The sequence below is a fragment of the Pseudomonas sp. AC229 genome (assembly GCF_979254655.1).
Map to the genome: position 1 here is coordinate 62,273 of NZ_CEEDHK010000007.1, position 25,003 is coordinate 87,275.

The window sequence follows — 25,003 nt, forward strand, 5'->3', positions numbered from 1 at the left end:
CCACATGGACGTAACCAGTCCGCTCTTCCGCTCAATCGCCCGCCTGCTCGCGGGCGTCTTGTTCCTCAATCCCCTCGTCAGCACCGCAGCTGAACTCACCCTCGACCCCAACGCCGCAGGCAACGCTGCCATCACCCAAGCGGCTAACGGCGTGCCGATCATCAACATCGCCACGCCCAACGCCAGCGGCCTTTCCCACAACAAATTCACCGACTACAACGTCGGCAAGCCAGGCCTGATCCTCAATAACGGCACCGGCCCATTCAATGACACGCAACTGGGCGGCGTCATTCTCGGCAACAGCAACCTCAACGGTCGTGCCGCGAACCTGATCCTCAACGAAGTCACCGGCGGCAACCAAAGCCAGCTCAAGGGCTACACCGAAGTGGCCGGGCAGGGCGCTCATGTCGTGGTCGCCAACCCCCACGGCATCACCTGCGACGGCTGCGGCTTCATCAACACCCCGCGCGCCACGCTGACCACCGGCACGCCGGTCATCGACAACGGCAAGCTCGACCACTTCGACGTCAACGGCGGCGAAATAAACATCGAGGGCGCCGGCCTTAACGCCTCGAACATCAGCCAGTTCGACCTCATCACCCGCAGCGCCAAACTAAACGCCGAGCTGCAAGCCCAGCGCCTGAACATCATCGCCGGCCGCAACGAGGTGGACGCAACCACCTTGGCCGCCACCGCCAAAGCCGACGACGGCAGCGCCAAACCCTTGCTCGCCATCGACAGCTCCGCCCTCGGCGGCATGTACGCAGGCGCCATCCGCCTGGTCGGTACCGAGGCCGGCGTGGGCGTAAAACTCGCCGCCGACATGGCCGCCAGCGGCGGCGACATCCACATCGACGCCAACGGCAAACTCACCGTTGCGCGCGTCGCCAGTGCCGGCAGCGTGAGCGCCAATGCCAAGCACATCGACCTCACCGACACCGTTTACGCCAGCCAGAACGCCACGCTGACCGCCGACCAGATCGACATCGCCAGCAGCCTCGCCAGCGGCGCCAACCTCAGCCTCACAAGCGCCGCCATCACCAACAACGGCAGCCTCGAAGCCGGGGTAAACCCCGACGGCAGCGGCAACAGCGCCGCACTGTTGGACCTGCAAGGCGGCACGCTGAACAACAACGGCAGCGTCAGCTCGCAAGGCCGCTTGAACACCGATCTGCAACGTCTGAACAACGCCGGCAAAACCATCGTTTCCGTGGGCGATGCCAGCGTAAAAGCCACCACCCTCGACAACCGTGGCGGCAAGCTCGTCGGCCAACAAACCCTGACCGTCACCGCCGACAACCTCGACAACCGCGCGGGCACCCTCGCCAGCAACAAAGCCCTGAGCCTCACCCTGGCCGACACTCTCAACAACAGCGCCGACGGCCTGCTGCTGAGCAAAGCCGACGGCCTGACCCTCACCGCCAAAACGCTGAACAACGCGAGCGGCACCGTGCAGGCCGACGGCAGCGCGCTGACCATGACCGCCACCGACGCCGACAACAGCGCCGGTACGCTACGAGGCGCGAGCGTCGTCCTGACCGCTGGCGCCGTCAGCAACCAGGGCGGCAGTGTGCTAGCCAAAACCGAGCTCACCGTTAACGCCGCCAGCTTCAACAACAGCGACGGCACCGTTGGCGCCAACACCGTCGGCCTGAACCTCAACGGCCACCTCAACAACACCGATGGTTTGGTCGAATCCGCCACCGCCTTGCAACTCAAAGCCAGCAGCGTCAGCAACAGCGGCGGCAAGCTGCGCGCCCTCGGTAGCACTGCCACTAGCGCCTTCGAAATCGGTGGCCTGTTCAGCAACGATGGCGGCCTGGTTGAAGTCGGCAACGCCACCCTCAGCCTCACCAGCGCGAGTCTCAGCAACCAGCTCGGCACCGTGCGCCACCTCGGCAGCCAGTTCGCCCTTACGCTCACCGACGCGTACAGCGGTGACGGCTCGCTGCTGAGCCAAGGCGACCTGACGGTGATCGCCGCGCGCCTGGAAACGGGCGCCAACGCGGTGTGGACAGTCGCCAGCAATGCCGACTTCACCGTGAGCGGTGTGTTCAGCAACCGGGGGGCGATGACAGCGGGCAAAGGTCTGATTGCTCGCGCTGAAAGCCTGCAGAACCACGGCACGTTGGGCGGGGCAGGAACGCTGCGCCTTGAAGGCACAAGCCTGCTTAACGATGGCGGGCTGATCTTTAGCGGTCAGGACATGGCGCTGCGCCTCGACCGTTTTACCAACAGGTCGGCAGACGTGTTCAGTCTGGGTCGGCTCAGCATCGCCAAAAACGACAGTGGCGAGCTGCTCAGTCTGTTGGAAAACCGCTCTGGCAGCATCGAAAGCACGGGTGACATGAGCCTGCGGGCGGCTGTGCTCACCAACCGCAAAAACCTGTTTCGCACCGAAAACACGCAAATTCACGGCTGGGTCAGCGTCAACTGCTTCGACTGCAGCGGCGATCACCACAACGTCGATTACATCGCCAGGGAGATTTTCGAAACCAGCGTTGTTGAAGACTCGGCGGCTGCGCGCATCAGTAGCGGTGGCAACCTGGATATTAAGGGCGGCGAGCTCGCCAACCACTACAGCACCATCGCCGCCAGCGGTGCCATTTCCATCACCGCCACTAGCCTGGAAAACATGGGCGCCACCACCGGCACGTTGGAGCGCGTGCGCCGCTACAACACCGGACGCATTTCCGATGGTTCGGATGAGCGTTTCCGCGACAACTACGTCGACCCTTACAACGCCCAGGGTTTTCCAAAGGTTCTGCCTGCCTACTTCGGCCGCTGGACGCTAGTCAGCGACATCGAAACCCAAACTCCAGGCGCCATCGCCGCGCCGGCCATTATCCAAGCTGGCGGCGCGGTCACCATCCAGGCCACCCAGCCCATCACCAACGCGTCCGTGATTGCCCACCAAGCGCCCCAGCTCGGCGGCGCGCAAGGCACGGACTCGGTAGCGGACGCCAGTCGGCCGGTGGTGGTGCAGCTCAACCCGCAGTTAGTGCCGGACGCCACCCAGCAACCGGTAACGCTGCCGGCCTTCAACTTGCCGCAAGGTCACAACGGCCTGTTTCACGTCAACACCGATAGCAGCCACCCATTCCTGGTGGAAACCAATCCAGCCTTTGCCTCGCTGCGCGGCTTCCTCAGCTCCGACTACCTGCTCAACACCATCGGCTACAACCAGGAGGTAACTCAGCGCCGCCTCGGCGACGGCCTGTACGAGCAGCGTCTGGTTCAACAAGCCATTGCCGCGCGCACCGGCAAACGCTTCCTCGACGGCCTGAGTTCCGACGAAGCGCAATTCCGATACCTGATGGACAACGCCATCGCCAGCAAGACCGCGCTCAACCTGGTGCCCGGCATCGCTCTGAGCGCCGAACAAGTCGCCGCGCTCACCCATGACATCGTCTGGATGCAAGAGCAGGAAATAGACGGCCAGAAAGTGCTGGTGCCCGTGCTCTACCTCGCCCAGGCCACCGATCGCCTGGCACCTAATGGCGCTTTGATTCAGGGCCACGACGTCACGCTGATCAGCGGCGCCACGCTACTCAACAGCGGCACCCTGCGCGCCAGCAACAACCTGACCGTGAGCGCCGAAACCATCGGCAACGGTGGCCTGATGCAAGCCAACGAGCGCTTGTCGATGCTCGCCGCCGACAGCATTCACAACGCCCAAGGCGGCGTCATTGCCGGCAAAGACGTCAGCCTCGCCGCGCTGACCGGCGACATCCTCAACCAGCGCACCGTCACCACCGACGCACGCAGCGGCAAAGGCTTTAGCCAGGTCACCAGCGTTGTCGATAACGCGGCCAGCATCGAAGCGGCCAACGATCTGCACCTTTCAGCAGGCGGCGACATCGCCAACCTCGGTAGCCAGTTGAAGGCTGGCGGCAACGCCGAACTGAAAGCCGGCGGCGACGTGGTGATCGGCTCGGTTGAAGCCCAAGACAGCCAGATGCGCAAAGACAGGCGCCACGCCTGGGAGACCAGCAGCACGTCCCAGTACGGCAGCGATGTGCAAGTGGGCGGCGATCTTCACGTCAACGCAGGCAATGACCTGGCCGTGATCGCCAGCGAGGTGAAAGCCGGTGGCGACGTCGCATTGCAAGCTGGCCACGACGTCACCCTCAGCGCCGCCGCCAACGAATCCAGCAGCGAGTACCGCTACAAAGGCAACGGCAAAAAGGTCACCAAAGAAACCAGCACCGTCCGCCAGCAAGCCAGCGTGATTGAAGCCGGAGGCGACCTGGGCGTCAGCGCGGACAACAACCTGATCATCAGCGCCAGCGAGCTAACCGCCGGGAAGGAAGCCTACCTCTACGCCGGTGAACAAGTGGCCGTTATCTCTGCAGAAGACAGCGACTACAGCCTTCGCGACAAATCGAAAAAAGGCTCATGGGGCCGAAAATCCGCCAAGCGCGATGAAGTGACCGATGTGCGCAATGTCGGTAGCGCCATCACCACAGGCGGCGACCTGACCCTGGAAAGTGGCGGCGACCAGCTCTACCGCAAAGCCACCCTCGACAGCGCTGGCGACCTGAGCCTCGACAGCGGCGGCGCCATCACCTTCGAAGCGGTAGCCGACAGCCACTCCGAAAGTCACGAAAAGAGCAGCAACAGCTGGGTGTGGACCAGCCTGGACAACAAAGGCCGCGTCGACGAAACCCTGCGCCAGAGCCAACTCAGCGCCAAGGGCGAAGTGCTCATCGAGGCCGTCAAAGGTCTGCACATCGACGTCAAGCAGATCAACAAAGAAAGCGTCAGCCAATCCATCGACGCCATGGTGCAAGCTGACCCCAGCATGGCTTGGCTAAAAGACGTCGAAGCGCGCGGCGACGTCGACTGGCGGCAGGTCAAAGAGCTGCATGACAAATGGCACGACAGCCATTCCGGCCTGGGCGGACCGGCCACCATCGTCATTATCATCATCGTCGCCTACTTCACCGCAGGCGCGGCGTCCGGGCTGATCGGCACGCTCGCAGGCGGTACCGGAGGTGGCGCTTTCGCTGCGGGTACGGCCGCCACGGTGGCCGCAGACGCGACCGCTGCTGGCTGGGCCAACGTCGCCGGCTCGGCGATGCTCACCTCAGCTGCTGGCACAGCCACCGTCAGCACCATCAACAACAAAGGCAACCTCGCCGCAGCCGCCAAAGAGACCTTCAGCAGCAACAGCCTCAAAAACTACGCCGTCGCCGGCATAACCGCCGGCTTAACCGCTGGCATTTTCAACGACTGGACCGGCACCACCACCGGCCCGGCCCCAGCCCTCACCGACGCCACCAACGGCGCCCTGGCCAACACCGGCGCCGTCGGCGTCGCCAACGCCAGCGGCGGGCTCAGCAGCCTGCAAGGCGTTGGGCAGTTCGCCGCTAACCAGATGCTGCAAAACAGCACCTCGGCGGTGTTGAACAAAATGCTGGGCCGCGAAGGGAGCCTGGGCGACGCCCTGCAAGCCTCGCTCGCCAACACCTTCGCAGCCGCCGGCTTCAACCTGATCGGCGACCTGACCAGCGCAACCAACTGGGACCTCAAAGACGGCAGCCCGGCCAAAATCGCCCTGCATGCCGTCATGGGCGGCCTGGCAGCCGAAGCAGCGGGTGGCAGCTTCAAAACCGGCGCCTTGGCAGCGGGCGTCAACGAGGCCGTGGTCGATGCCTTGGCCAACCAGTACGGCCAGATGGATCCCGACCACAAGAAAGCGCTGCTAGTGATGAACTCACAGCTTATCGGCGTGATGACCGCGACGGTTCAGGGTGGGGACGAGCAGGACCTGCAGACGGGGTCATGGGTTGCGCAAAACAGCACGCAATACAACTGGCTGCTGCATCACGAAGTCGAGGAAGCCGACAAAGCGCGAGCCGCCTGCGAAGGCTCGGCCAGTGCTGCTCAGGCCTGCAAAGACGACATCACCCGCGCGACCGATCAGCTGAGCAAACTGCGCGACCAACAGATGTACGACTACGGCCGGGCACTCCAGGAGAAAGCCTATCTGGAAGGATGGGCGCGGCAAGACTACGAAGAAGGCATCAACGCCTACTGGGGAAATATCGACAAGAGCCAAGTGGTAGTCGGTGATCCTGCCGCTACACAGACCGGCTTTATCTTTCGAGAAATGACCTCCGGCGCCAAAGAAGCGGCTGGCACCTTGCCAGGCCGTGTGTGGGACACCGTTTCACACCCGCTGGACTTAATAAACGGTGTGTTCAATGGCGTAGTCAGCATCCCTGGCGCTACCGTCGACTGGATAACCAGCCCCATCCCCGCGCAGTCCATCGAAAGCGCACTCGACAACGTAGCAACGATGCCCGCAGCGGCTACCGGCGGGATGCTGTTCGACAACGCGACGGGACTGTTGGTCGCAGGAATTGGCGGGAAGCTTGTCGCCTGGGTTGGAGGGAAGTGGGTCGATTTTAAAGCGGCGCCTGTGGCGAATGCGGAGTTGCCTGGTGCAAAAGGAGTGTCAGGTTCGACTCTGACTAGAGACGAATTGATCTCGGGCTTGCCTGTTGGCACTAAGATCACACCAGAAAATGTGGTTGATATCCGTAAACTGCCAGACGGCAGAACCGTCTGGCTGGAAAATGGTACTGATGCCGCTGGTTTGCAACACATCTACAAGCGACACGAAGTTGACTTTATCAATAAAGGAGTCTCCCGTGATGACATTCCAAATGTTGTGATGAATGCTCTTGAGCGGGGACAAGTCGTCGGGACCAATGGTTCGGCTAACGTTTATCGCATCACTTACAATGGTGTTGAACAAAATATTGCTGTTGGGATTGGCTCAAACGGCTTCGTGGTTCGAGCTAATCCGGTCAGTTCTTGGAAGCCATTACCATGATCAGATTAAGACTAACAAGTGAGTATTTGGCTGGGCCGATATTCTGCCCAGATCCGGATAGCATGGGGCACATTGATATTGAAGATCTGCCGATTTCTCAAGATTTGAGGGCCAAAATTAATAAATGGAACGGTGAGTATCAGGCGACATTCAACAGTGACTACCCGCCAGATTCTGGTTTTACCACGTCTGAGGCAGAGCTTCGGCACATAGCCGAAGGGATGCAACTGGCCAAATCGATACAAAAAGAACTAGAGAGTGATTATACGGTGGAGTACTGCCCATAGCCGATAATTAGTCGGTACAGAAGGGGGCGGGGAAGTAGCTACTACTGAGTAGAAAAGGGGACAGATTTATTAAGTTGGTTTAATTTGAGAGAAAAGGGGACGGATTTATTAAGTTGCTCTAATTTAGAGTTCAATAATAAATCTGTCCCCTTTTTTCCTGCCTGATATGCGGCATTTGGACGCGCATATGCCAGGAGGGTTTAGATATAATCCGGGCGGTCCAGGGTCAGCTCTCCCGGCGTACCCTCCGAAAAAAGGAGCTGAGTAATGCACTCCATACCGCTAGAGTTTGCGAAGCAAAAGTTAAGTTTTTACGTGGCTCAGGATTTGGACAAGTCTATTAGATCTAATGTGCAGCAGCTTGTGAATGAGGTTGCTGCGTCAAGAAAATGGAGCGTTACTCCGCCAAGATTTATTGATGAGATAGACGAGAGTGGCTCGGAAGTTGTAGGTGGGATTTTGGAAATTTATTCGGCTTTGCCGCCTAACATACTTCCTATAGAAATGGACTCAAAAAATCTAGATGATGTAGAGGCACTGGTAGGTGCCATAAAAAAACTATCGGAAAATGAAAATCTTTCCTTTGAGTTTCAGTTAGATACCACTTTTGTTGGCGCTATTGAGGACGGTGTTATTGATCGAGTCCTGCTGGACGGTTTGCTTGTACCTTGGCGAAATCACCTCAAAGGGAAAAGTTGAGTTGGTAAAAAAGGAGGAGCAGCGCTATCAAATGATGTTCTAGTCGAAGGGGCAGAAAAAGGGGACGGATTTATTAAGTTGCTCTAATTTAGAGTTCAATAATAAATCTGTCCCTTTTTGCGTTTTTATTATCAAAGGTACGAAGAGTCCGAGTGTTGTGCCAGCTAATCCGAACTGGAGACCCTGATGATCAATAAGTGTGAATTGGAAGAGTGGAATTATCAAATGCTTATGCTGGTTCAGGCTTTGATTGGATCGATTTCGCCGAATTTTAGAATGGTAGCCTTGCTGCGGGACTCGAACGAGTGGGTTCTTAAGTTTTATCTAGAAAGAAGCGTCGAGGAGGATATTGAGGAAATAGAGGATGTGGTTTGTCAGTACACTGCCTATCAAAATTCAAGCTTGAAATGTAGGGCTGAATTAACCGTGGGGCAAGATACTCTTCCTGCGTTCTGTGGAGATTTCAGGATCGTATACCGAAGAAAAGAACTTGCCAGCTATATTATCGAAAAAATAAGGACAGATTTATTAAGTTGCTCTAATTTAGAGTAGAAAAGGGGACGGATTTATTAAGTTGCTCTAATTTAGAGTTCAATAATAAATCTATCCCCTTTTTTGCTTCCTGGTCAAACAAGCCCTTATTGAGAATGGTCATGGACTTAAAAAGAATTGGCGAGTCGGATCTTTTGTTGCAGTTAAGCTCTTGTGAGCTAGAGCTTCTTTCGGCTTGCCTCGGTGAGTCATTTGCTACATTGGACTGTCAGGAGTACGGCTTGAGAGTGGGGGTTCCCGTGAAGGAGGCCTCAGCGATTGCATTGAGGTTGAAGGAGCTAATGGAAGCGGAAGGTTTAGATGTTTAGGAGAAAAGGGGGCAGATTTATTAAGCCGCTCTAATTTAGAGTTCAATAATAAATCTGTCCCCTTTTCCCGCTAGTCAAATTACTAATCGTGAATTGCAAGTAGCAGTTCCAAAGGCTACGACGAGTGCTCAGTGGGATCAAATTAATAGAGCTATTGAGTATGGTCAGAGCAAAGGCGTTACGGTGAAAGTTACCAAGGTAGATTAAGATGAGTGATGTCGTAAAAACAGCTTGGGCAGATGCGAAAATGAATAAAGATTTCATTTCCGTGAAAACTTTTTCTGGCTATCGAAGTAGCCAAGCAGATCCGCAAGGTGTGGAGCATTTTTTCAGCCCTGACGCTGCCGATAAAGAGCTAGGCCTTGCTGTGCTTGACGCCTTGGCTCATAGCCGATTTGTGCTTCCCGAGCCGCGAAAGGATGTTTGGATTCATCCTGAAGCTACTTTTGATATGGAACTCTACGACTACAACCTGACCAATCAACGATATGATCAATGGGTTGGCAACACTTTGGAGCGCTATGGTTACAAGACCAAGCGTGCATTATTTAAAGATATGAAAAAATGCAGTATCGAAAGTAAGAGTGATCAGATCATTATTCGCCCCAGCCATCACGAAAAGCTAGAAGCCTGGAGTGGTAAGGGTATAAGTGAGAGTAACTATGTCACTATCCCCAGCGGTAGTAGCCCTTCTGAAATAGGTGCGGCCCTGCGCTTGGCTTTTAGTAGGTGTACATAATGTGTAGAGGTTTCGATTAATCTAACACCGGCTTTGTAAAAAAGGGGATGGATTTATTAAGTTGCTCTAATTTAGAGTTCAATAATAAATCTGTCCCCTTTTTTGATACATGCTTACTGATCCTGGCTATCAGCAGGAGATGTTGCTGGGTTTGACGCTGGGGTTGGTTGGTGGGTTGGCCGGGGGGGTAAAAGGGCTATCTGGCAAAACGGTTACCGATAAGCCAGTTCCTAAGCTCATCCATGAGGATCCTAGAAACCTTATACCTGTTCAGACTAAGTCTGAAATGTCTGGATCACAAATCAAGCGACTCGCCAAGGATATGGAGAAGAATGGATTTGATCCGAGCAAGCCTGTTGATGCTTGGAGAAACCCTAGTACAGGGCGATTAGAAATCCAAGACGGCCATCATAGAACTGAGGCGGCCAAGAAAGCGGGCTTAGATAAGATACCTGTAGAGGTTTGGGAGTAATGCAATGACACGGCCATATCAAGCGGTTTTTATAATTCCTAATGGTGCGCGAAAACTTTTCGGCGAGGATGGGTGGGAGTTTATAAGTTCTAGCCGACTGTCAAGCGATTTGGCGGATTATTTGATAAATGTTTTCGGTCTTGAACTGGTCGAGACCTATTCTGGTATTAAAAAGTACTTTGGTCGTAAGATGGATATGCTGATTATTTGCGATAAAAACGGTAAAATTAGCAATTTATATTTGCGGCTTTATAATATATGTCCGGCGGACCTGGTTGAGATCTGTCACGCTTTTTCCAGTTTTAATGAGGTCGAAGTATTTATCCCTGATATACAAAAATAACGTAAACATCTCAAGATTTTATCGGATGGGTAATGCGGGAACTAAGAGGAAAAAGGCGGATCTGTTAAGTTTATTTAATTCAGGGTTCAATAATAAATCTGTCCCCTTTTCCCTTAGAACAACTTGCTGGAAGAGATGGTGGTATTGGCGTGAGCCAGTCTGCCCTCAATAACGCTTGGTCTAAGCCTCTAAAAATCGAATACGTCCCTTCGAAGTACGAACCGACATTTAGATATACTGGGGCGGACGCGGTCATAGTGGTCAATGCTGAAGGTAAAGTAGTCACTGGGTGGGGCAAGTCGTCTTCGGGAACAGGGCAATGAATGACATGTTAACAAGCGCTCAATGGCAACTTTTAGTGACGCTGTGCTTTTGGAGCGGGGAAGCGCAATTAGCTCTAGCTGAGAAATTGCTTCATGGCTCGTTAGCGCCGAGTGAGATAGACGAGTTATGCGAGTTGATTTCCAATGAATTTCTGTTGAGTGGTATACAGCAGAGTTTTGAACCGAATAGTTATGGGCTTGAGCTTGAACTGCTTCTGGATGCGGTTAATGCGAGTGTGTAGCGAAAATTCATAGCATTTGTAATTTTTCTGGCAAGAAAATTGATAGTGATCCGCATCTGTTAAGGTGCTCTGTTTTATTTTAATAGAGTTAGAAAGGGGGCGAAAAAGGGGACGGATTTATTAAGTTGCTCTAATTTAGAGTTCAATCATAAAACTGTCGCTTTTTTACTGCTCATAAAGGAGGTCTCATGAGTTTTATTTTAGGCGGCTACACCATTTGCGCTGATGGCGGTCGCCAACAGTTTGAGATAATAGTTGATCCCGGCGATTTAGTGATTCGCGAATTATTACTCTCGATTTCCATAGGCGCTGCAGTTGTCAAGATTAAGCCCGTGCCCGCACCTCAACTGGACCCTTATGAATTGGCGTTATATGCGGAAAACGGAAATTTTTTACTGATGCTTAGTGAGTGTAATGCAGAAGGTGATCATCGTGTCAGGACGTTAAATAGTCCTGGTGCGAAAAAAGAAATTGTCACTGTCAGCATTCTCGGTGAAAAATATCCTGTAACGGCAGCCACGCGGGACATAAAGCTGGTCGGTGCTGTTTTTACAGAATTTGCATTCACAGGAAATGTCTCAAAAGAGCTTATGGTCTAAAGGCAAATATTGAAAAAGGAAGCGAGAAGGGGCGGTTTTACTAAGTTGCTCTAATTTATAGTTTAATGATGCATCTGTCCTCTTTTCTATGAGGGCACGTTACTGAGTGCAACGCAGGTAAGGTGATTGGAACAAACGTCTCAGGCGCTCCAGCATCGGCAATCAAAATAAATTTTCGGGATGGTATGTTCAGTCTGCTTTCCCGTCTAGTTAGAAATGATTATGAGCAGTGGCGGCACACTAATAGAGCGATTTGTAGCCCAAGAGTTGGACGACAGCGTTCGCTCCATTTTGAACGATGCCGTTGATGAGCAGATTTGCTCAAAGAGCGTTCTGCTCAGGGAGTTCGAGTTTAATTGCTTTGACGTTTCTTTGGACTTTGAAAAAGGCATCGTCACATTGCAGGATGTTCTTTCCGCTGGAGAGAGTAGCTTTCTTGATATACCGATAAGTGATTTTATTTCTGCTTGCGGCGTGAATGTCTCTTGTTAATTGTAGAGACAAAAGGAGGCAGATTTATTAAGCAGCTCTAATTTAGAGCCGCATAAAAATCTATTCCTTTTTTCTAAATTTTTGCAGGCTCGGCCAATCGCGGCTGATCGGGATGCCGCCCAGCCGCTCAAGGGTGTCGCTGCTGCTTTTGTAGGAGCCACCTTGGTGGCGAACCCTGGAAAAGGAATGCTTGAATTTCATTTGCAGGATTCGCTAGCAAGCTAGCTCCTACGGGGCAGCGTAATGGTCCGGAATCCGCGTATTCGAGCAAATCTGATCTCGGCCAATCGCAACGCCGCCCAGCCGCTCCCACAGTGCATCACCAACCCCTGCAAGAGAGGCTTTAGCCGCGATCCCTAGAACCAACAATCGCCCCCAAAACGAGCCCTCAATTCCCTCCACCCACCCGCTGCCAATACCCCGGCGAGTACCCGGTCCACCGACTAAACGCCCGCGAAAAACTTGCGGCTTCCGCGTACCCCAATCGCTGTGCCACAGCGTTCACGTCCAGCCGCGATTCGCTCAGTAGCCGTTTGGCCAGGCGCTTTTTTATCTGTTCATTGAGCTGCTGAAACGAGTGCCCTTCACTGGCCAAACGTCGGTGCAAGGTGCGTTCGGAAAGCCCTAGGCGTTCGGCGACGGTGCGGCAGGGGAGCAGGGTGTCGGGGTGGGCCATGAGAATGGTTTGGACTTGGCCGGCCGTGGGGCCGTTGGTTTGTGGGTGAGCGATTTCCTGGCATTGCGCTTGGCACCATTGTTCGCCTTGTAGCTGGGCGTCGATGTGGGCTTGGGGGAGGGGGCTTTGCAGTTCCTGGGTGGAGAACAGAATGCCGTCGCGCTCGGCCGACACGCTCACGCCGTAGGGGAACGCGTTGTGCGCTACGCCGCCGCTGGCGGTCATTTCCACGGCCAGGGGTGTGGCTTGGCGTTTGAGCAGTTCGCTGGTGATTTGCAGTGAGCCGGCCAGGCCGCGTTCGACGACGAAGGCGCAGGTGTCGCGGGGCAATACGCTGGAGTCGAACAGCAGCCACATGCCGCGGCGGTCGCGTTCCAGGCGGGTGGGGCAGAGGGTGAGTGCCATCAGTTGGAAGCGGCTGAAGGAGGCGAAGGCTTCGAGCAGGGTGCGGCTGGCGAGCATGGTGAAGCCGAGCAGGCCAAGCGAGGTGAGGTGGTAGCGCTGGCCGGCGAGAAAACCCAGCCCGGGGCGGTCGCAGTGTTCGAGCAGGTTTCGGATGACGGCGAGTTCTTGCCAGGCTTCGATCTGGGCGGTGCTGGTGTGCACGTCGGCCAGGCGGATGGCGCTGCCTTTCAGGCAACTGTTGGCGTCCAGCCCTTCGGCCTGGGCGGTGTCGAGCAGGTAGCGCACGCCGGTCAGGGTGCGGTGTTGGCGCCAGTTCATGGGGCGACCCTCTTGTTGTTATGGCATTTCTTATAGTCCAACCGCTGGCAGTGTTCATCATGAAATGGCAGGAATGATCATGGAGCCGCCTGCTTCGCCGTCCCATGCTGTTCTCACCTGATCGCAGCGAGAACAATAAAAAATGAGCGAATTCATCTACACGCTACCCAGCAGCAATCCACCCGGCCGTTATGACCATTTCAGCGCGACGCCCACTACCGGCGCGTTGGGCGCGGATGTCGAGGGGCTGGATTTACGCGCGTTGAACGCCGAAGGTTTTGCCGAGCTGCGCCAGGCGCTGCTCAGTCACAAGGTGCTGTTTGTTCATGGCCAATCGCTGAGCGTGAGCGACCTCGAACGGGTGACGCAGCAGTTCGGCGAGTTCGGCCGCGAGCCTTATGTCACCTGCATGGAAGACCATCCACACGTGGTGCATGTGGTGAAGGAGGCGGACGAGAAAGCGCCGTTCGTGTTTGGCGGCGCCTGGCATACGGACTGGACGTTTCAAGAGCGCCCGCCGGCCTTCACCTTGTTGTATGGCCACGACATTCCGGCCTACGGCGGTGATACCTGTTTTGCCAACCTGGCGCTGGCGTATGAATGGCTGTCGCCCGGCATGAAGGCGCTGCTGGCGCCGCTGGAAGCCGAGCACAGCCCGGAGCGCGCCTACGGGAAAAACGCCAACCACAACGCGCTGTTGGAGAACATGCAGATTCGCTATGGCAGCGACGCCTCCCACGAGGCGCGCAGTCATCCGCTGGTGACGCGCCACCCGGAAACCGGCAAGCAGGTGTTGTTTATCAACCCGGCTTACACCTCGGGTATCAAAGGGTTGCGCCCGCCCGAGGCGCAGCCGTTGCTGGATTATTTGTTCAGTCTCGCTACTTCGCCGGCCTTCACCTGCCGCATGCGCTGGCGCCGGGGCACCTTGGCAATTTGGGATAACCGCAGCACCTGGCATATGCCGATTTCCGATTACCACGGCATGCGCCGCGAGATGTTCCGCACCACGGTGAAGGGCCAGGCGCCGACGCGTTAATGCTGGACGAGAACACCCACGAACCAGGCGCGCAGTCGGGCGAGGCCGTCGGGGATGAAAGGCCGCGTCTGGCATTCGTAGGGCGAAACCAGCTGCGGCAACATGTAGCTGAGTTCGCGTTCCGAGCTGGTGCAGGGCAGCGCGCTGGGTTCGTCGGCGTGGTCGTGCCAGGGCGACACGGCGTCGTTGAAGGTGAGTGTGCGCATCACGCGTCTCCTTAAAGGTCCAGAACCAGCGGCTGAAGGCCGTTTTCGCTTTCGGCCGGCACGGCGCAGCAGATCAGCACCATGTCGTCGTCGGGCAATTGGGCGGGCGGGTTGGGGTAGTGCACCTGGCCGCTGATGCGCCGGGTGCGGCAGGTGCCGCACGAGCCGCCGCGGCAGCTGAACTCGGGGTTCAGGCCCCGGCTTTCGGCCAGTTCCAGCAGCGTGCCGCTTTGTGGGGTCCAGCGTGCTTCTTTGGCGGAGTTGGCAAAGTACACCGGCACAGGCGCGGTGGCAGGCGGCGGTTGCACGAGGGTGGCGCGCTGCTCGTCGCCCTGGCGGCGCAGGGTGGACGGGCCGAACGCTTCGGCATGAATGCGCGCGTCGGGGATGTTCAGCTGGCGCAGGCCGTCGTAAATATCCTGGGTAAACGCCGCCGGGCCGCAGAGGTAGAAGTCGTAATCGTCGAGCGGTAGACGCGCTTTGATTTGGCCAATGCTCAACCTTCCGGCCAGTTCAAAATCCACGCCCAACGTCGCCTGTTCGCCGGCAGTGCTTAGCGCGCGTGTGAGGTGGAGCAGGCCATTGGCGCGCTGTTGAAGGGCTTGCAGTTCCTGCTGAAACGGCAGGTCGGCCAGGCTTCTACCGCCTTGAAAGAGAAACACGGGCTGTTGCCGTTGCCCGCTGTCGATCTGCGCCACCAGTTCGCGGGCCATGGACAGCAGCGGCGTAATGCCAACGCCCGCGCCAATCAACACCACCGGCCGCGCGGCGTCGGTTTTCAAGGTGAAGCTGCCGAGCGGGTGGCGAATCTCCAGCACGTCACCGAGCTTCAGTTGCTCATGCAAATGCCGCGATGCCGGGCCCTGGGCTTTGACGCTGATGCGCACATGGCCATCGGCCGGCGCGCTGGAAACGCTATAGGTGCGCACCACGCTGTCGCCATTGCCCAGATGCAGGCGCACCGGAATATGTTGGCCAGGCAAAAAGCTCACGGCGCCGCCATCGACGGCCTCCAGGTACAGCGAGCGAATGTCGTGGCTCTCCTGTTCCACACGGGCGATGCGCCACGGGTGCCATTGCTTGCGCGCTTCGGTCTGGCGCAGGCGCTGGTTAGCGTCGGCCCAGGTGCCGGTCATCAGGCTGGTGGGCGCGAAACTCTGGAACTGCCAGCGCAGCGACAGCGCTGCCGGGCGGCGCACCATCTTCTGCACTTCGAAGGTCCACAGCCGTTCTGCGCCTTCGAACGCGGTGATCAGCGGGCTTTCCAGCACCAGTTCGGTATGGCCGCTCAGTTGCAGCACATCGCCGGTGGTGAAGTCGACAAACAGCAGCCCGGCCTGCGGGTTGGTTTGCAGGTTGCCCAGGGTGTTGAAGTGCAGGTTGCCGGCGTAGTCGGGAATGGTCAGGCGGTTGCCTTTCACCTGAATAAACCCCGGCCGGCCGCCACGGTGCGACACATCCACCGAGCGCTGACCGTCTTCATGCGCCACGTAGCTGGCGACAAAAAAGGTGTCGGCGTTGGTGATCACGGCCGTGGCGTCGGCATCCAGTGCGGTGAAGTCCTGGCGTGCCGGTTTGCCGGCCGCGTCATCGGCAACGCGGGTGTAGGCGCGCTGTTGGATGTACTGCGGGCAGTTGCCGAAGGCGTGCTCCACGGCGATATCCAGTTGCTGCGCCGAGGCGTGGGTGATGACGCCATTGATGCGGTTGCGCCGCCGCGTATGCAGTTCAATGCCCAGCAGGCCCAGCGCGTTGCCGGCTTGCAGGCCGGAGGCGGCGGGGTCTTGCGGATCCAGAGCGGTGTTCAGGCTCAGTTGCTTGGCATCGGCGGAATGGGCAAAGCCAGGCTCGCCTTCGAGCAGGGTCGCCCAGGGCCGGCCGGCATCATCCACAGCGCCGACGATCATGAATGGCAACTGCTGGTAAAACTCGCGGTGCTGGTCGGGCATGTAGTCGCGAATAAACTTCTGGCCGGCGACTTCCATGCGCTCGAGCACGCCCACTTTCTGCTGCAGAACGCGTTCGCCGTCATGCCAGGGCGAGCGGCGGTGTTTGGGCAAGGTTTCCATGGGCGATCCTCCTTGTGAGCTGCCGGGCAGACCGGCAGCGGGGCGCGACGATCAGTTGGCGAGCAAGCCGGCGGCGGTCGGCGGCATCGGCACAAAACCCGGCAACGCTTCCACTCGCGCCAGCCACGCGCGCAAGTTCGGGTAGGCCTCCAGCGACACGTTGCCCTCTGGCGCATGGGCGATGTAACTGTAGTTCGCGACGTCGGCGATGCTCGGCTCGGCGCCGGCCAGGAACGCGGTGTTGGCCAGTTCCCGTTCCATCATGGCGAACAGAGTGTGGGCGCGGTTGATCACTTCCTCGGCATTGAACGAGGCGCCGAATACGGTCACCAACCGTGCTGCGGCCGGGCCGAATGCCACCTGCCCGGCGGCCACCGACAACCAGCGTTGCACGCGCGCGGCGGCAGCGGGTTCTTCACTCAGCCAGCGGCCTTCGCCGTAGGTTTTCGCCAGGTACACCAGAATGGCGTTGGAGTCGGCGAGCACGGTGCCGTTGTCGTCGATCACCGGCACCTGGCCGAACGGGTTGAGCTTGAGGAATTCTGGTTGCTTGTGCGCGCCCTTGGCCAGGTCGACGAACACCACCTCGGTCGGCAGGTTCATCAGCGACAGCATCAGCTGCACGCGGTGGGCGTGGCCGGAAAGGGGAAAGTGGTAAAGGGTAATCGGCTGCTGTGGCATGGGGTGCACTCCGCTAAAGGGGGCGTCGACTGAATGTGACGCTGTGCAGGCATGCTGCGCCCGCTGACCGTTGAGCAGAATCGCCAGGCCGGGCAATGCAGAATTTCAGTTTGTGAAATAACCGGCCGCGTTCAGGGGCGAAAGGCCGGATGGGCGCGCAGGCGCGGGGCGATAAAGTCGATAAAGCTGCGCACCCGCCCGTTGGCTTTGCGCCCTTCGCGGTAGGTCAGGTGCACGGGCAACAGCGGCGCCGGGAAGGCCTGCAGCACCGGTTCGAGTAAACCGTTCTGCAGCTCGTGGTGGGCTTCGTAGCGCAGGCAGCGAACCAGCCCCAGGCCGCCCACCGCCGCCTGAATGGCGCCTTGTTGCGTGGAGCAGGTGAGCACCGGCGTGGTGCGTACCGAGCGCGTGCCGCTCTCACCATGCAGTCGCCATTCCGCACCCTGGCCAGTGGCGCTGGCGACCAGGGTGCGGTGGTTTTTCAACGCTTCGGCGCTCTGGGGAATGCCCCATTGCGCGAGGTAGGCAGGCGCTGCGCAGATGATCGACCGCACCTCGCCGACCTGCACGGCAAACCCTGATGAGTCGGGAAGATGGCCCACCACCAGCGCCACGTCGATGCCGTCATCGAGCAGCTTGGGCAGGGTTTCGCGCGCCTGGGTCAGCAGTTGCATGTCGGGGAAGGCGTCGAGGTAGTCCACCGCCAGCGGCATAAATACTTGATGGGTCATCAGCAATGGCATCGACACCGTCAGCCTGCCGGCAGCGTCGCTGTGCAGCCCGCTGGCGGAGCGTTCGGCCTCGGCGGTTTGCGCAAGAATCAGCTGGCAGCGCTCGGCAAATTGCTCGCCCACCGCGCTCAGGCTCACGCCACGCGGGCTGCGCTTCAACAAGGTGGCGCCAAGCCGCACTTCCAATGCCGCCACGGTGCGCATCAGGGTGGCGGTGGACACCTTCAGCTCACGCGCCGCTGCCGCCAGGCTGCCCGTGCGGGCCACGGTGGCAAACGCGTGCATCTGTTGGTGGCGGTTGGGCAGGGTGCTCATGGCGTTACGAGGCGCTGAGCTGTTGCAGCGCCGGGTCGTTCACCAGGCGCTCGTAGCAATGGTCGACAAAGGTGCGCACCTTGGCCGACACCTGTTTGCCGCTCTGGTACACCAGGTGCACAGGAATGGGCGCGGTGGCGAATGCGCTGAGCACAATTTCCAGCTCGTCCTTGGCGACGGCTTCGGCCACCTGATAGGACAACACGCAGGTAAACCCCCAGCCCATGCGCGCGGCATTGATGGCCGCCTGGTTGGAGCTGACCACCAAACGCGGCTGCGGCGTCACGCTCTGGCTGCCATCCGGGCCGTTGAAATACCAGTGCGCTAACAAGGTGCTGGCCGACGACATCACCACCTGCGCGCCGAGCAAGTCTTCCGGCTTTGTCGGCCTGCCCACACGGTCGAGAAAGGCCGGCGCGGCGCACACCACCGGGCGGATGTCGCCGACCTTCAAGGCGTTGAAATTACCCTCGGGCAACTGGCCGATGCGCAGGCCCACGTCGACACCTTCGTCGGCCATGTGCACCAAGCGATCGACCAACAGCGCATTCACCGACACCTGCGGGTGCGCGGCCAAATAGCTGGTGATCAGCGGAATCACGTACAGCTCGCCGAACATCACCGGCGCCGTCACCGTCAGGTTGCCGCGCGCACGCAGGGCGCTGCCGGCGGCCAGTTCCTCGGCTTCTTCAAGCTCGAGCAAGATGCGTTTGCAGTCTTCCACATAGCGCCGCCCGGCTTCGGTAAGCCGCAGGCTGCGGGTGTTGCGCGCCAACAGCACGGTGCCCAGGCGGCTTTCCAGCGCGGCGATGGCGCGGGTGGCGCTGGGCGGCGACATGCCCAGCAGCTTGGCGCCGCCGGCAAAGCTCTCGGCCTCGGTGACGGCCAGCAGCACCTTCATTTCCTGAAATCTATCCATGACGACATCCGGCTTGGCGAGTGGCAAAGAGTAGGGGGTTAGAACGCTATTGTCCGCAGGCCACCGTCAGTGGCCGGCCAGGTGGCGCTCGGCGATGCTCACCAGCAAGTTGCCCGGCGCGGACAGCGGCGCCGTGGCGCTGTGGATCACCAGCGTATTGAAGTAGATGTCTTCTTTGAGCGGCAGCAGTTTCAGCCCCGGCCACTCGAATGCTTCCAGGGCGATAGGGTCGACAAGCCCGACCCCGGCGCCGCTGACCACCAGCGAGGCGATGGTCAGCGTGTACGGCGTTTCGATGGTGATGCGCAAGGCCTTGCCGGCTTCGGCCATTACGCCGTTGAGAAAGCGTTGGGTCGAGTCGGTGGACGACAAGCCCAGGTACGAATAGTCGGCCAGGTCCAGCACCGACACTTCGCTCATCGCCGCCACGGGATGGTCCACCGGCACCGCCAACAAGGCGCGGCGCCGGGCGATGCTGCGGGCGACGATGCCGTGGGTGTCGATCTCTTCGGCGGCAAAACCGATGTCGCAGCGGCCGCTGGCGATCAGTTCCCGCACCTCGTTGGAGGAGCAGATATCCAGACGCACCGAAAGGTCGGGCAACTGGCGCTGCAATTCGGCGAGAAACTTCGGCATCGGCCCATAAGCCATGGCCGGCAAGCAAGCGATAGAGAGCAAACCGCTGCGGCCTTCGCGCAGGCTTTTGGCTTTTTTCTCCAGCTGATCCATGCCGGAGTAGAGCTTTTCCACGTCGACGAATAGCGACTTGGCTTCCGGCGTTGGCCGCAGCCGCGACGATTCGCGCTCGAACAGTTTGAACCGCAAGTTGCTTTCCAGTTGGCCGATCAGGCGGCTGATGACCGGCTGCGAGGTGTGGATCAGCTCGGCCGCGCGCACGGTGCTGCCCGTCACCATTACCGCTCGGAACGCTTCGATCTGACGGGGGTTCATGCTTTACCTATATCAAATATGAATTGATGCAAGACATCTTCGCATTGGAAGTTATACGTGCATTCCGTCAATTTCCCAACCCTAAGAACCTGGCACGCCAAAGGCCCTCCGTGAAATCACTCTTTCTGCCCGCTGACCTTCGCCCCATTCGCGCGCTTATGCCCGAGTTCACGGCGCTGAATATGTCGGTTCACCATGCGTCCACGCTGACCTACACCTCAGCGCGCAGCTTTTTGAACCGTTCGGAGCGCATGTTCGACGGCTTCAGCTACGGCCTGTACGGCACGCCAACCGGGCGGGCGCTGGAGAAGCAATTGGCGGTCATCGAGGGTGGCGAGTTCAGCTTGCTGGTGCCCTCAGGGCTGGCTGCCGTCACGCACCCGATGCTGGCCCTGCTCAAGCAAGGCGATCACGTGTTGCTGGCCGACTGCGTGTACGGCCCAACGCGCGAGCTGTGCACCTCGCTGCTGGCGCAGTACGGCATCACCCACACGTTTTTTCCGGCCGACGCGGCCACTATCGAACCGTGGCTAACGCCTTCAACGCGCCTGGTGGTGCTGGAGTCGCCGGGCTCGTACACCATGGAAATTCAGGACATTTCGGTCATCTCAGCACAAGCGCACAAGAACGGAAGCCTGGTGTTGATGGATAACGCATGGGGTTTTGGGCAGATCAATTGCTTCGAGCATGGCGTCGACATCGTCAGCACCGCGCTGTCGAAATACGCCAGCGGCCACTCCGATGTGTGCATGGGCGTGTGCACGGTGAAAGACCGCAAGCTGTTCGAGCGCCTGAAAACGGCGTTCATGGCGCTGGGCACCGGCGTTGCGGCGAGCGACGCGTACCTGGTATTGCGCGGCTTGCAGACGCTGCCGGTACGTCTGGCCGAACACGCCAGACGCGGTTACCACATCGCCAAATGGCTAATGGGCGTTGAAGCCGTGGAGCAGGTATTTTTCCCGGCACTGGAAAGCGACAGCCAGCACGAGCGCTTCAAGCGCTACTTCAGCGGCGGCAACGGCGTGATCAGTTTGACGCTCCGTGAAACCGATCAAGCCCGCATCGAGCGTTTCGTCGATAGCCTGAAGCACTTCCAGATCGGCGCCAGTTGGGGCGGCACGCAAAGCCTGGTGGCCTTGGCCAACATCAGCGCCAGCCGCACCTCGGTGCCGTGGAAACAATCGCCATGGATCGTGCGTCTGCACATCGGCCTGGAACCCTTGGACCAGTTGCAGCGCGACCTTGAGTTGGCGCTTGCGACGCTTTCGAAAAAATAACCACAGGGCAGCACATACGATGAACAAGGTTTTGGCACTCGCTCCGCTATTGTTAGTGGCTCAACTGGGGCTGGCGCATGCCGCCGGCACGTTGGACAAAATCAAAGCGACCGGCGCCATCACCCTCGGCACCCGCGAAGCCTCGACGCCGTTCAACTTCATCGACGACAACGGCAACCATGCCGGCTTCGGTTGGGAGATTTCCCAGCGCATCGCCCAGCGTGCACAGCAGGAGCTGGGTTTGCAGGCTCTCCAGATCAACACCCTCAATCTCACGCCGCAAACCCGTATTGCCCTGGTAGCTAACCAAACCGTTGACCTGGAATGCAGCTCCACCACTAACAACACCGAGCGGCAGAAACAGGTGGCGTTCTCCAATACCTTTTTTGTCGTCGGCACGCGCCTATTAACCCGCAAAGATTCCGGCGTTCACGACTTCGCCGACCTGGCCGGCAAGTCGGTAGTGGTTGAAGCCGGCACCACTTCTGAACGCTTGCTGCGCAGCCTGAATAGCGAGAAAAACCTCGATATCCGCATCCTGTTATCGAAAGACAACATCTCCAACTTCACCACCGTCGAGACCGGCCGCGCCGTGGCTTCGATGGGCGACGACATCATGTTCTACGGCAACATCGCGACCGCAAAAAAGCCCGAGCTGTGGACCGTGGTCGGCACGCCGCAGTCGCTCGAAGCCTACGGCTGCATGCTGCGCAAGGATGACCCGGCGTTTAAAAAGCTCGCCGATGAGGTGATCGTCGGTATGCAGAAGTCCGGAGAAATGCACCGGCTCTACGACAAGTACTTCAACACCCGAATCAACGTGAGAGGCGGCTTGCAAATACACGCACCGCTGTCGGCCGAAAATGCGCAGCTGTACCAAAATCCCAACGACCGGGCGCTTCAGTAAGCCTTTCAGGACCGCACGTTTATGAACTACAGCTGGGACTGGAGCTTCTTTTTCAAACCCTCTATCACGGGCGAAGGCCTGTATGGAGTGCTCCTGGCCGAGGGCGTGCTGTGGACGCTGGCGCTGTCGTTGTTGTCGTGGGGCTTGGCGCTGGGGCTGGGCACGCTCACCGGCATGGCCAGAGGCTCGGCCAACAAAGCCTTGCGCTGGAGCGCGGCGGTGTATGTGCACTGTTTTCGCAACACGCCGCTGCTGGTGCAGTTGTTCCTGTGGTACTTCGTGGTGCCCGAGCTGTTGCCGCCAACCTGGGGCGATGCGCTGAAGCAAATGAACCCGATGCTGAACCAGTTCCTCAGCGTGGTGATGTGCTTGGCGCTGTACACCACGGCGGGTGTGGCAGAACAGGTGCGGGCCGGCCTGCAATCGGTGTCGGCGGAACAGGCGATGGCGGCGCGGGCCATGGGGTTCGGGCGCTGGGGCGTGTATCGGTTTGTGCTGCTGCCGCAGGCGTTTCGCGTGGTGCTGCCGTCGTTGACGTCGGACTTTATGAACGTGTTCAAGAACTCGGCGGCGGCCTTGACCATCGGGTTGATGGAGCTGACCGGCCAGAGCCGGCAAATCAGTGAGTTTTCCGGTCAGCCGTTTGAGTCGTTTATTGCCGCGACCTTGATTTACATGGGCATCACCTACGCCGTCGTGCTGCTGATGCGCCACCTGGAAATGAAGACGGCGGTGCCCGAGCTGCGCGAAGCCGGGGCGCTCAGGTGAGTTACGCATTCGATTGGAGCGGCATCGTGCCGGCGCTGCCTTATTTGTGGCAGGGCTTGCAGACCACGCTGCTGCTGGTGGCCGTCGCGCTGGTGCTGGGTTTTTCCCTGGGCTGCGTGCTGGCCGTGGTGCGAATTTACGGGCCAAGGCCGCTGGCGAAATTGGCGGCGGGCTACGTCAATCTGTTCCGCGCCATTCCGCTGATTTTGACGATTTTCTGGATGTTTTTTCTGATGCCGTTTGTGCTCAGGGCGATCACAGGCAACCCCTACCTGACGGTGGGGGCGATGTACTCAGCGATCATTGCGCTGGTGCTGGCCGAGTCCGCCTACTTCTGCGAAGTGGTGCGCGCCGGCATCAACAGCGTGAGGGGCGAGCAGATGGCGGCGGGCAAAGCGTTGGGCATGAGCACCCTGCAGTGCCTACGCCTGATCGTGATGCCGCAAGCGTTGCGCAACATGAGCCCGGCCCTGGTCAGCCAAACCATCGGGCTGCTCAAAGATACGTCGCTGGTGTACGTCATCAGCCTCAACGACTTTCTCGGCGCGGCCGGGCAAATAGGCCAACGCAATGGCCAATTGGTGGAGTTCTATTTGTTGACGGCAGCGGTTTATTTAGTGCTGTGCAGTGCCGGTGTCGTGCTCGTTAATTATTTACAGAAGAGGAACCGGCAAGTGGTTTGAATGTGAGAAAAGCGGTTTCGAAATAGCCGTTTTGAAACAACAAACAAGGATAAGTAAGTCAATAACGAGCGCCGCGCTAGCCAGCAGCGGACGCCAGCAACACCGCGGCTCGCAAGTCAGTCGCCTTTAACTTTCTGCCCAATTATTTGTGCACCCAATCCTTATATCCATTTCAGGAGAATCTGTTATGGCGAGTCTTTCGCGCGCCTATGTTTTGCCCACGGCTGATCATTTCGAACAGTCCAAACAGACTCAAGTAATCGGTGGTTTAGCGCCTTGGCGCGAACGATTGGCTAAACAGATGATTGCGGAAAACCTCGGTTGTCGATTAACCGTTCCGCAATTGGCAGAGGCCTGCGCCATGTCGCGCAGCCATTTTTCCAGGGCCTTCAAACGCACTACCGGGCTGTCGCCGCAAGAATGGATTCACCAGCAGCGCATGGCTCAGGCCAAGCAACTGATTGCTAACTCCGACAAGAGCCTGACCCAGATCGGCGCTGAATGCGGCTTCTGCGACCAGGCGCATTTCTGTCGCACCTTTTTGAAAACCGAAGGCACCAACCCAAGCACCTGGCGCTCCGGTACGGCGGCGATTCAATACGCGTCGATGTAAACGCAGGGTAGGGCGCACGCATGTTCCATGCGGCAATTGCGCCCACTGCGCTGCCTGTTCGTTGCCAAAGCGCGGTGCTAGAGTCGCGCCCCATGAAAATGGCCCGCCACACTCGCTCACTGACTGCATGGATGCTGTACGCCAGCGTGCTGTTCAGTCTGTTCGCGTGCGGTATCCATCACGGCCAGATGAGCGCGCTAAACCTCAGTGGCCTGGGCGGGGGCTTCTGCTCGGTGTCGACAGACAGCGGCGCAGGCGTAGAGCTGACCGGCTCGGACACGCAAAGTGTTCATCTCGACCAGGTCAGTTGCCCGCTGTGTTCCTCGTTTGCAGCCGCGGTGGCGGTTAATACCGGCGCCTGGTCGCTGGATTTCATCCCCGCGCGCAGCGTCGCGCCCATCGTCGTTCGCAGCTTCGCGCAACCGCCCCCGCGCCTCAATTGGCCCTCGCTGAACCCCCGCGCTCCGACCATCGCTTGAACTGCCTCACGCGCCTTACCGCGTTTTGTTGACGTGCCGTTTCGCAGGAAACGCGCACCCGCTTAT

Annotated in this window: 26 protein-coding genes; 18 read left to right on the forward strand and 8 right to left on the reverse strand. The window is 58.5% G+C overall.

Going from position 1 to position 25,003, the window contains the following annotated elements; translation table 11 throughout:
* The first annotated feature begins 4 nt into the window (after positions 1 to 4).
* The 11 genes from AC0IW7_RS11395 (at position 5) to AC0IW7_RS11445 (ending at position 11,900) form a co-directional block, all read left to right on the forward strand.
* Positions 5 to 6,844 carry a two-partner secretion domain-containing protein gene (locus AC0IW7_RS11395; protein ID WP_471817983.1) on the forward strand — a complete coding sequence of 2,280 codons (6,840 nt, stop codon included), beginning with the start codon at positions 5 to 7 and terminating at the stop codon, positions 6,842 to 6,844.
* A complete protein-coding gene (locus tag AC0IW7_RS11400; protein ID WP_471817984.1) occupies positions 6,841 to 7,131 on the forward strand; it encodes a hypothetical protein in 291 nt (96 codons plus the stop codon). The genes AC0IW7_RS11395 and AC0IW7_RS11400 overlap by 4 nt, the downstream gene beginning before the upstream one ends.
* Positions 7,132 to 7,398: 267 nt before the next feature.
* The gene (locus AC0IW7_RS11405) at positions 7,399 to 7,830 is read left to right on the forward strand and encodes a hypothetical protein (protein ID WP_471817986.1); all 432 of its coding nucleotides are present in this window, start codon (positions 7,399 to 7,401) and stop codon (positions 7,828 to 7,830) included.
* A gap of 186 nt (positions 7,831 to 8,016) precedes the next feature.
* Positions 8,017 to 8,382, forward strand: a complete 366-nt coding sequence (locus AC0IW7_RS11410) for a MafI2 family immunity protein (RefSeq protein WP_471817988.1) — start codon at positions 8,017 to 8,019, stop codon at positions 8,380 to 8,382.
* 386 nt (positions 8,383 to 8,768) lie between these two features.
* Positions 8,769 to 8,897, forward strand: coding sequence for an endonuclease toxin domain-containing protein (locus AC0IW7_RS11415; RefSeq protein ID WP_471818347.1), 129 nt, complete (start codon positions 8,769 to 8,771; stop codon positions 8,895 to 8,897).
* 1 nt (position 8,898) lies between these two features.
* Positions 8,899 to 9,429, forward strand: a complete 531-nt coding sequence (locus AC0IW7_RS11420) for a contact-dependent growth inhibition system immunity protein (protein ID WP_471817990.1) — start codon at positions 8,899 to 8,901, stop codon at positions 9,427 to 9,429.
* A 109-nt stretch (positions 9,430 to 9,538) separates the two neighbouring features.
* Positions 9,539 to 9,901: a ParB/RepB/Spo0J family partition protein gene (locus AC0IW7_RS11425; RefSeq protein WP_471817991.1), complete on the forward strand. Its 363-nt coding sequence runs from the start codon at positions 9,539 to 9,541 to the stop codon at positions 9,899 to 9,901.
* A gap of 4 nt (positions 9,902 to 9,905) precedes the next feature.
* Positions 9,906 to 10,244, forward strand: a complete 339-nt coding sequence (locus tag AC0IW7_RS11430) for a hypothetical protein (RefSeq protein WP_463550155.1) — start codon at positions 9,906 to 9,908, stop codon at positions 10,242 to 10,244.
* Positions 10,245 to 10,563: 319 nt separating this feature from the next.
* Entirely contained in the window at positions 10,564 to 10,809 is a 246-nt protein-coding gene (locus AC0IW7_RS11435; RefSeq protein ID WP_471817993.1) for a hypothetical protein, read from the forward strand.
* Between the two features lie 188 nt (positions 10,810 to 10,997).
* Positions 10,998 to 11,408, forward strand: coding sequence for a DUF6911 family protein (locus AC0IW7_RS11440; RefSeq protein WP_471817995.1), 411 nt, complete (start codon positions 10,998 to 11,000; stop codon positions 11,406 to 11,408).
* Positions 11,409 to 11,630: 222 nt separating this feature from the next.
* On the forward strand, positions 11,631 to 11,900 hold the full coding sequence (locus AC0IW7_RS11445; RefSeq protein ID WP_471817997.1) for a hypothetical protein: 270 nt from the start codon (positions 11,631 to 11,633) through the stop codon (positions 11,898 to 11,900).
* Between the two features lie 60 nt (positions 11,901 to 11,960).
* Here the strand turns inward: AC0IW7_RS11445 and AC0IW7_RS11450 are convergent, their stop codons facing one another.
* A complete protein-coding gene (locus tag AC0IW7_RS11450) occupies positions 11,961 to 12,101 on the reverse strand; it encodes a hypothetical protein (RefSeq protein ID WP_471817998.1) in 141 nt (46 codons plus the stop codon).
* A 187-nt stretch (positions 12,102 to 12,288) separates the two neighbouring features.
* Complete coding sequence (locus AC0IW7_RS11455) at positions 12,289 to 13,299, reverse strand: AraC family transcriptional regulator (protein WP_471818000.1); 1,011 nt, start codon at positions 13,297 to 13,299, stop codon at positions 12,289 to 12,291.
* 142 nt (positions 13,300 to 13,441) lie between these two features.
* Between AC0IW7_RS11455 and AC0IW7_RS11460 the strand changes: the two genes are divergently transcribed.
* A complete protein-coding gene (locus tag AC0IW7_RS11460; protein ID WP_471818002.1) occupies positions 13,442 to 14,338 on the forward strand; it encodes a TauD/TfdA dioxygenase family protein in 897 nt (298 codons plus the stop codon).
* On the opposite strand, the gene AC0IW7_RS11465 is transcribed toward AC0IW7_RS11460, so the two are convergent.
* The 6 genes from AC0IW7_RS11465 to AC0IW7_RS11490 all read right to left on the reverse strand — a co-directional run bounded on the left by AC0IW7_RS11465 (position 14,335) and on the right by AC0IW7_RS11490 (position 20,210).
* The gene (locus tag AC0IW7_RS11465) at positions 14,335 to 14,544 is read right to left on the reverse strand and encodes a hypothetical protein (protein WP_471818004.1); all 210 of its coding nucleotides are present in this window, start codon (positions 14,542 to 14,544) and stop codon (positions 14,335 to 14,337) included. The two genes, AC0IW7_RS11460 and AC0IW7_RS11465, sit on opposite strands and share 4 nt — an antisense overlap.
* A gap of 11 nt (positions 14,545 to 14,555) precedes the next feature.
* Entirely contained in the window at positions 14,556 to 16,613 is a 2,058-nt protein-coding gene (locus AC0IW7_RS11470) for a pyridoxamine 5'-phosphate oxidase family protein (RefSeq protein WP_471818006.1), read from the reverse strand.
* Positions 16,614 to 16,664: 51 nt separating this feature from the next.
* Positions 16,665 to 17,294 carry a glutathione S-transferase gene (locus AC0IW7_RS11475; RefSeq protein ID WP_122493714.1) on the reverse strand — a complete coding sequence of 210 codons (630 nt, stop codon included), beginning with the start codon at positions 17,292 to 17,294 and terminating at the stop codon, positions 16,665 to 16,667.
* A 131-nt stretch (positions 17,295 to 17,425) separates the two neighbouring features.
* Positions 17,426 to 18,340 carry a LysR family transcriptional regulator gene (locus AC0IW7_RS11480; protein ID WP_471818008.1) on the reverse strand — a complete coding sequence of 305 codons (915 nt, stop codon included), beginning with the start codon at positions 18,338 to 18,340 and terminating at the stop codon, positions 17,426 to 17,428.
* Positions 18,341 to 18,344: 4 nt separating this feature from the next.
* Positions 18,345 to 19,259 (reverse strand): LysR family transcriptional regulator, encoded by a 915-nt coding sequence (locus AC0IW7_RS11485; RefSeq protein WP_471818010.1) that lies wholly within the window; start codon positions 19,257 to 19,259, stop codon positions 18,345 to 18,347.
* Between the two features lie 66 nt (positions 19,260 to 19,325).
* Positions 19,326 to 20,210, reverse strand: a complete 885-nt coding sequence (locus AC0IW7_RS11490; RefSeq protein ID WP_471818012.1) for a LysR substrate-binding domain-containing protein — start codon at positions 20,208 to 20,210, stop codon at positions 19,326 to 19,328.
* Between the two features lie 110 nt (positions 20,211 to 20,320).
* Here AC0IW7_RS11490 and AC0IW7_RS11495 point away from each other — a divergent pair, with 110 nt between their 5' ends.
* From AC0IW7_RS11495 to AC0IW7_RS11520, 6 genes are all read left to right on the forward strand, one after another.
* Positions 20,321 to 21,487 carry a trans-sulfuration enzyme family protein gene (locus AC0IW7_RS11495; protein ID WP_471818013.1) on the forward strand — a complete coding sequence of 389 codons (1,167 nt, stop codon included), beginning with the start codon at positions 20,321 to 20,323 and terminating at the stop codon, positions 21,485 to 21,487.
* A gap of 19 nt (positions 21,488 to 21,506) precedes the next feature.
* Positions 21,507 to 22,394, forward strand: coding sequence for a transporter substrate-binding domain-containing protein (locus AC0IW7_RS11500; protein WP_471818015.1), 888 nt, complete (start codon positions 21,507 to 21,509; stop codon positions 22,392 to 22,394).
* Between the two features lie 21 nt (positions 22,395 to 22,415).
* Positions 22,416 to 23,162 (forward strand): amino acid ABC transporter permease, encoded by a 747-nt coding sequence (locus AC0IW7_RS11505; RefSeq protein ID WP_471818017.1) that lies wholly within the window; start codon positions 22,416 to 22,418, stop codon positions 23,160 to 23,162.
* Positions 23,159 to 23,845: an amino acid ABC transporter permease gene (locus AC0IW7_RS11510; RefSeq protein ID WP_471818019.1), complete on the forward strand. Its 687-nt coding sequence runs from the start codon at positions 23,159 to 23,161 to the stop codon at positions 23,843 to 23,845. The genes AC0IW7_RS11505 and AC0IW7_RS11510 overlap by 4 nt, the downstream gene beginning before the upstream one ends.
* A gap of 187 nt (positions 23,846 to 24,032) precedes the next feature.
* Positions 24,033 to 24,458 carry a helix-turn-helix domain-containing protein gene (locus AC0IW7_RS11515; protein ID WP_122493707.1) on the forward strand — a complete coding sequence of 142 codons (426 nt, stop codon included), beginning with the start codon at positions 24,033 to 24,035 and terminating at the stop codon, positions 24,456 to 24,458.
* Between the two features lie 92 nt (positions 24,459 to 24,550).
* A complete protein-coding gene (locus AC0IW7_RS11520) occupies positions 24,551 to 24,937 on the forward strand; it encodes a DUF2946 domain-containing protein (protein WP_471818021.1) in 387 nt (128 codons plus the stop codon).
* Positions 24,938 to 25,003: the final 66 nt, after the last annotated feature.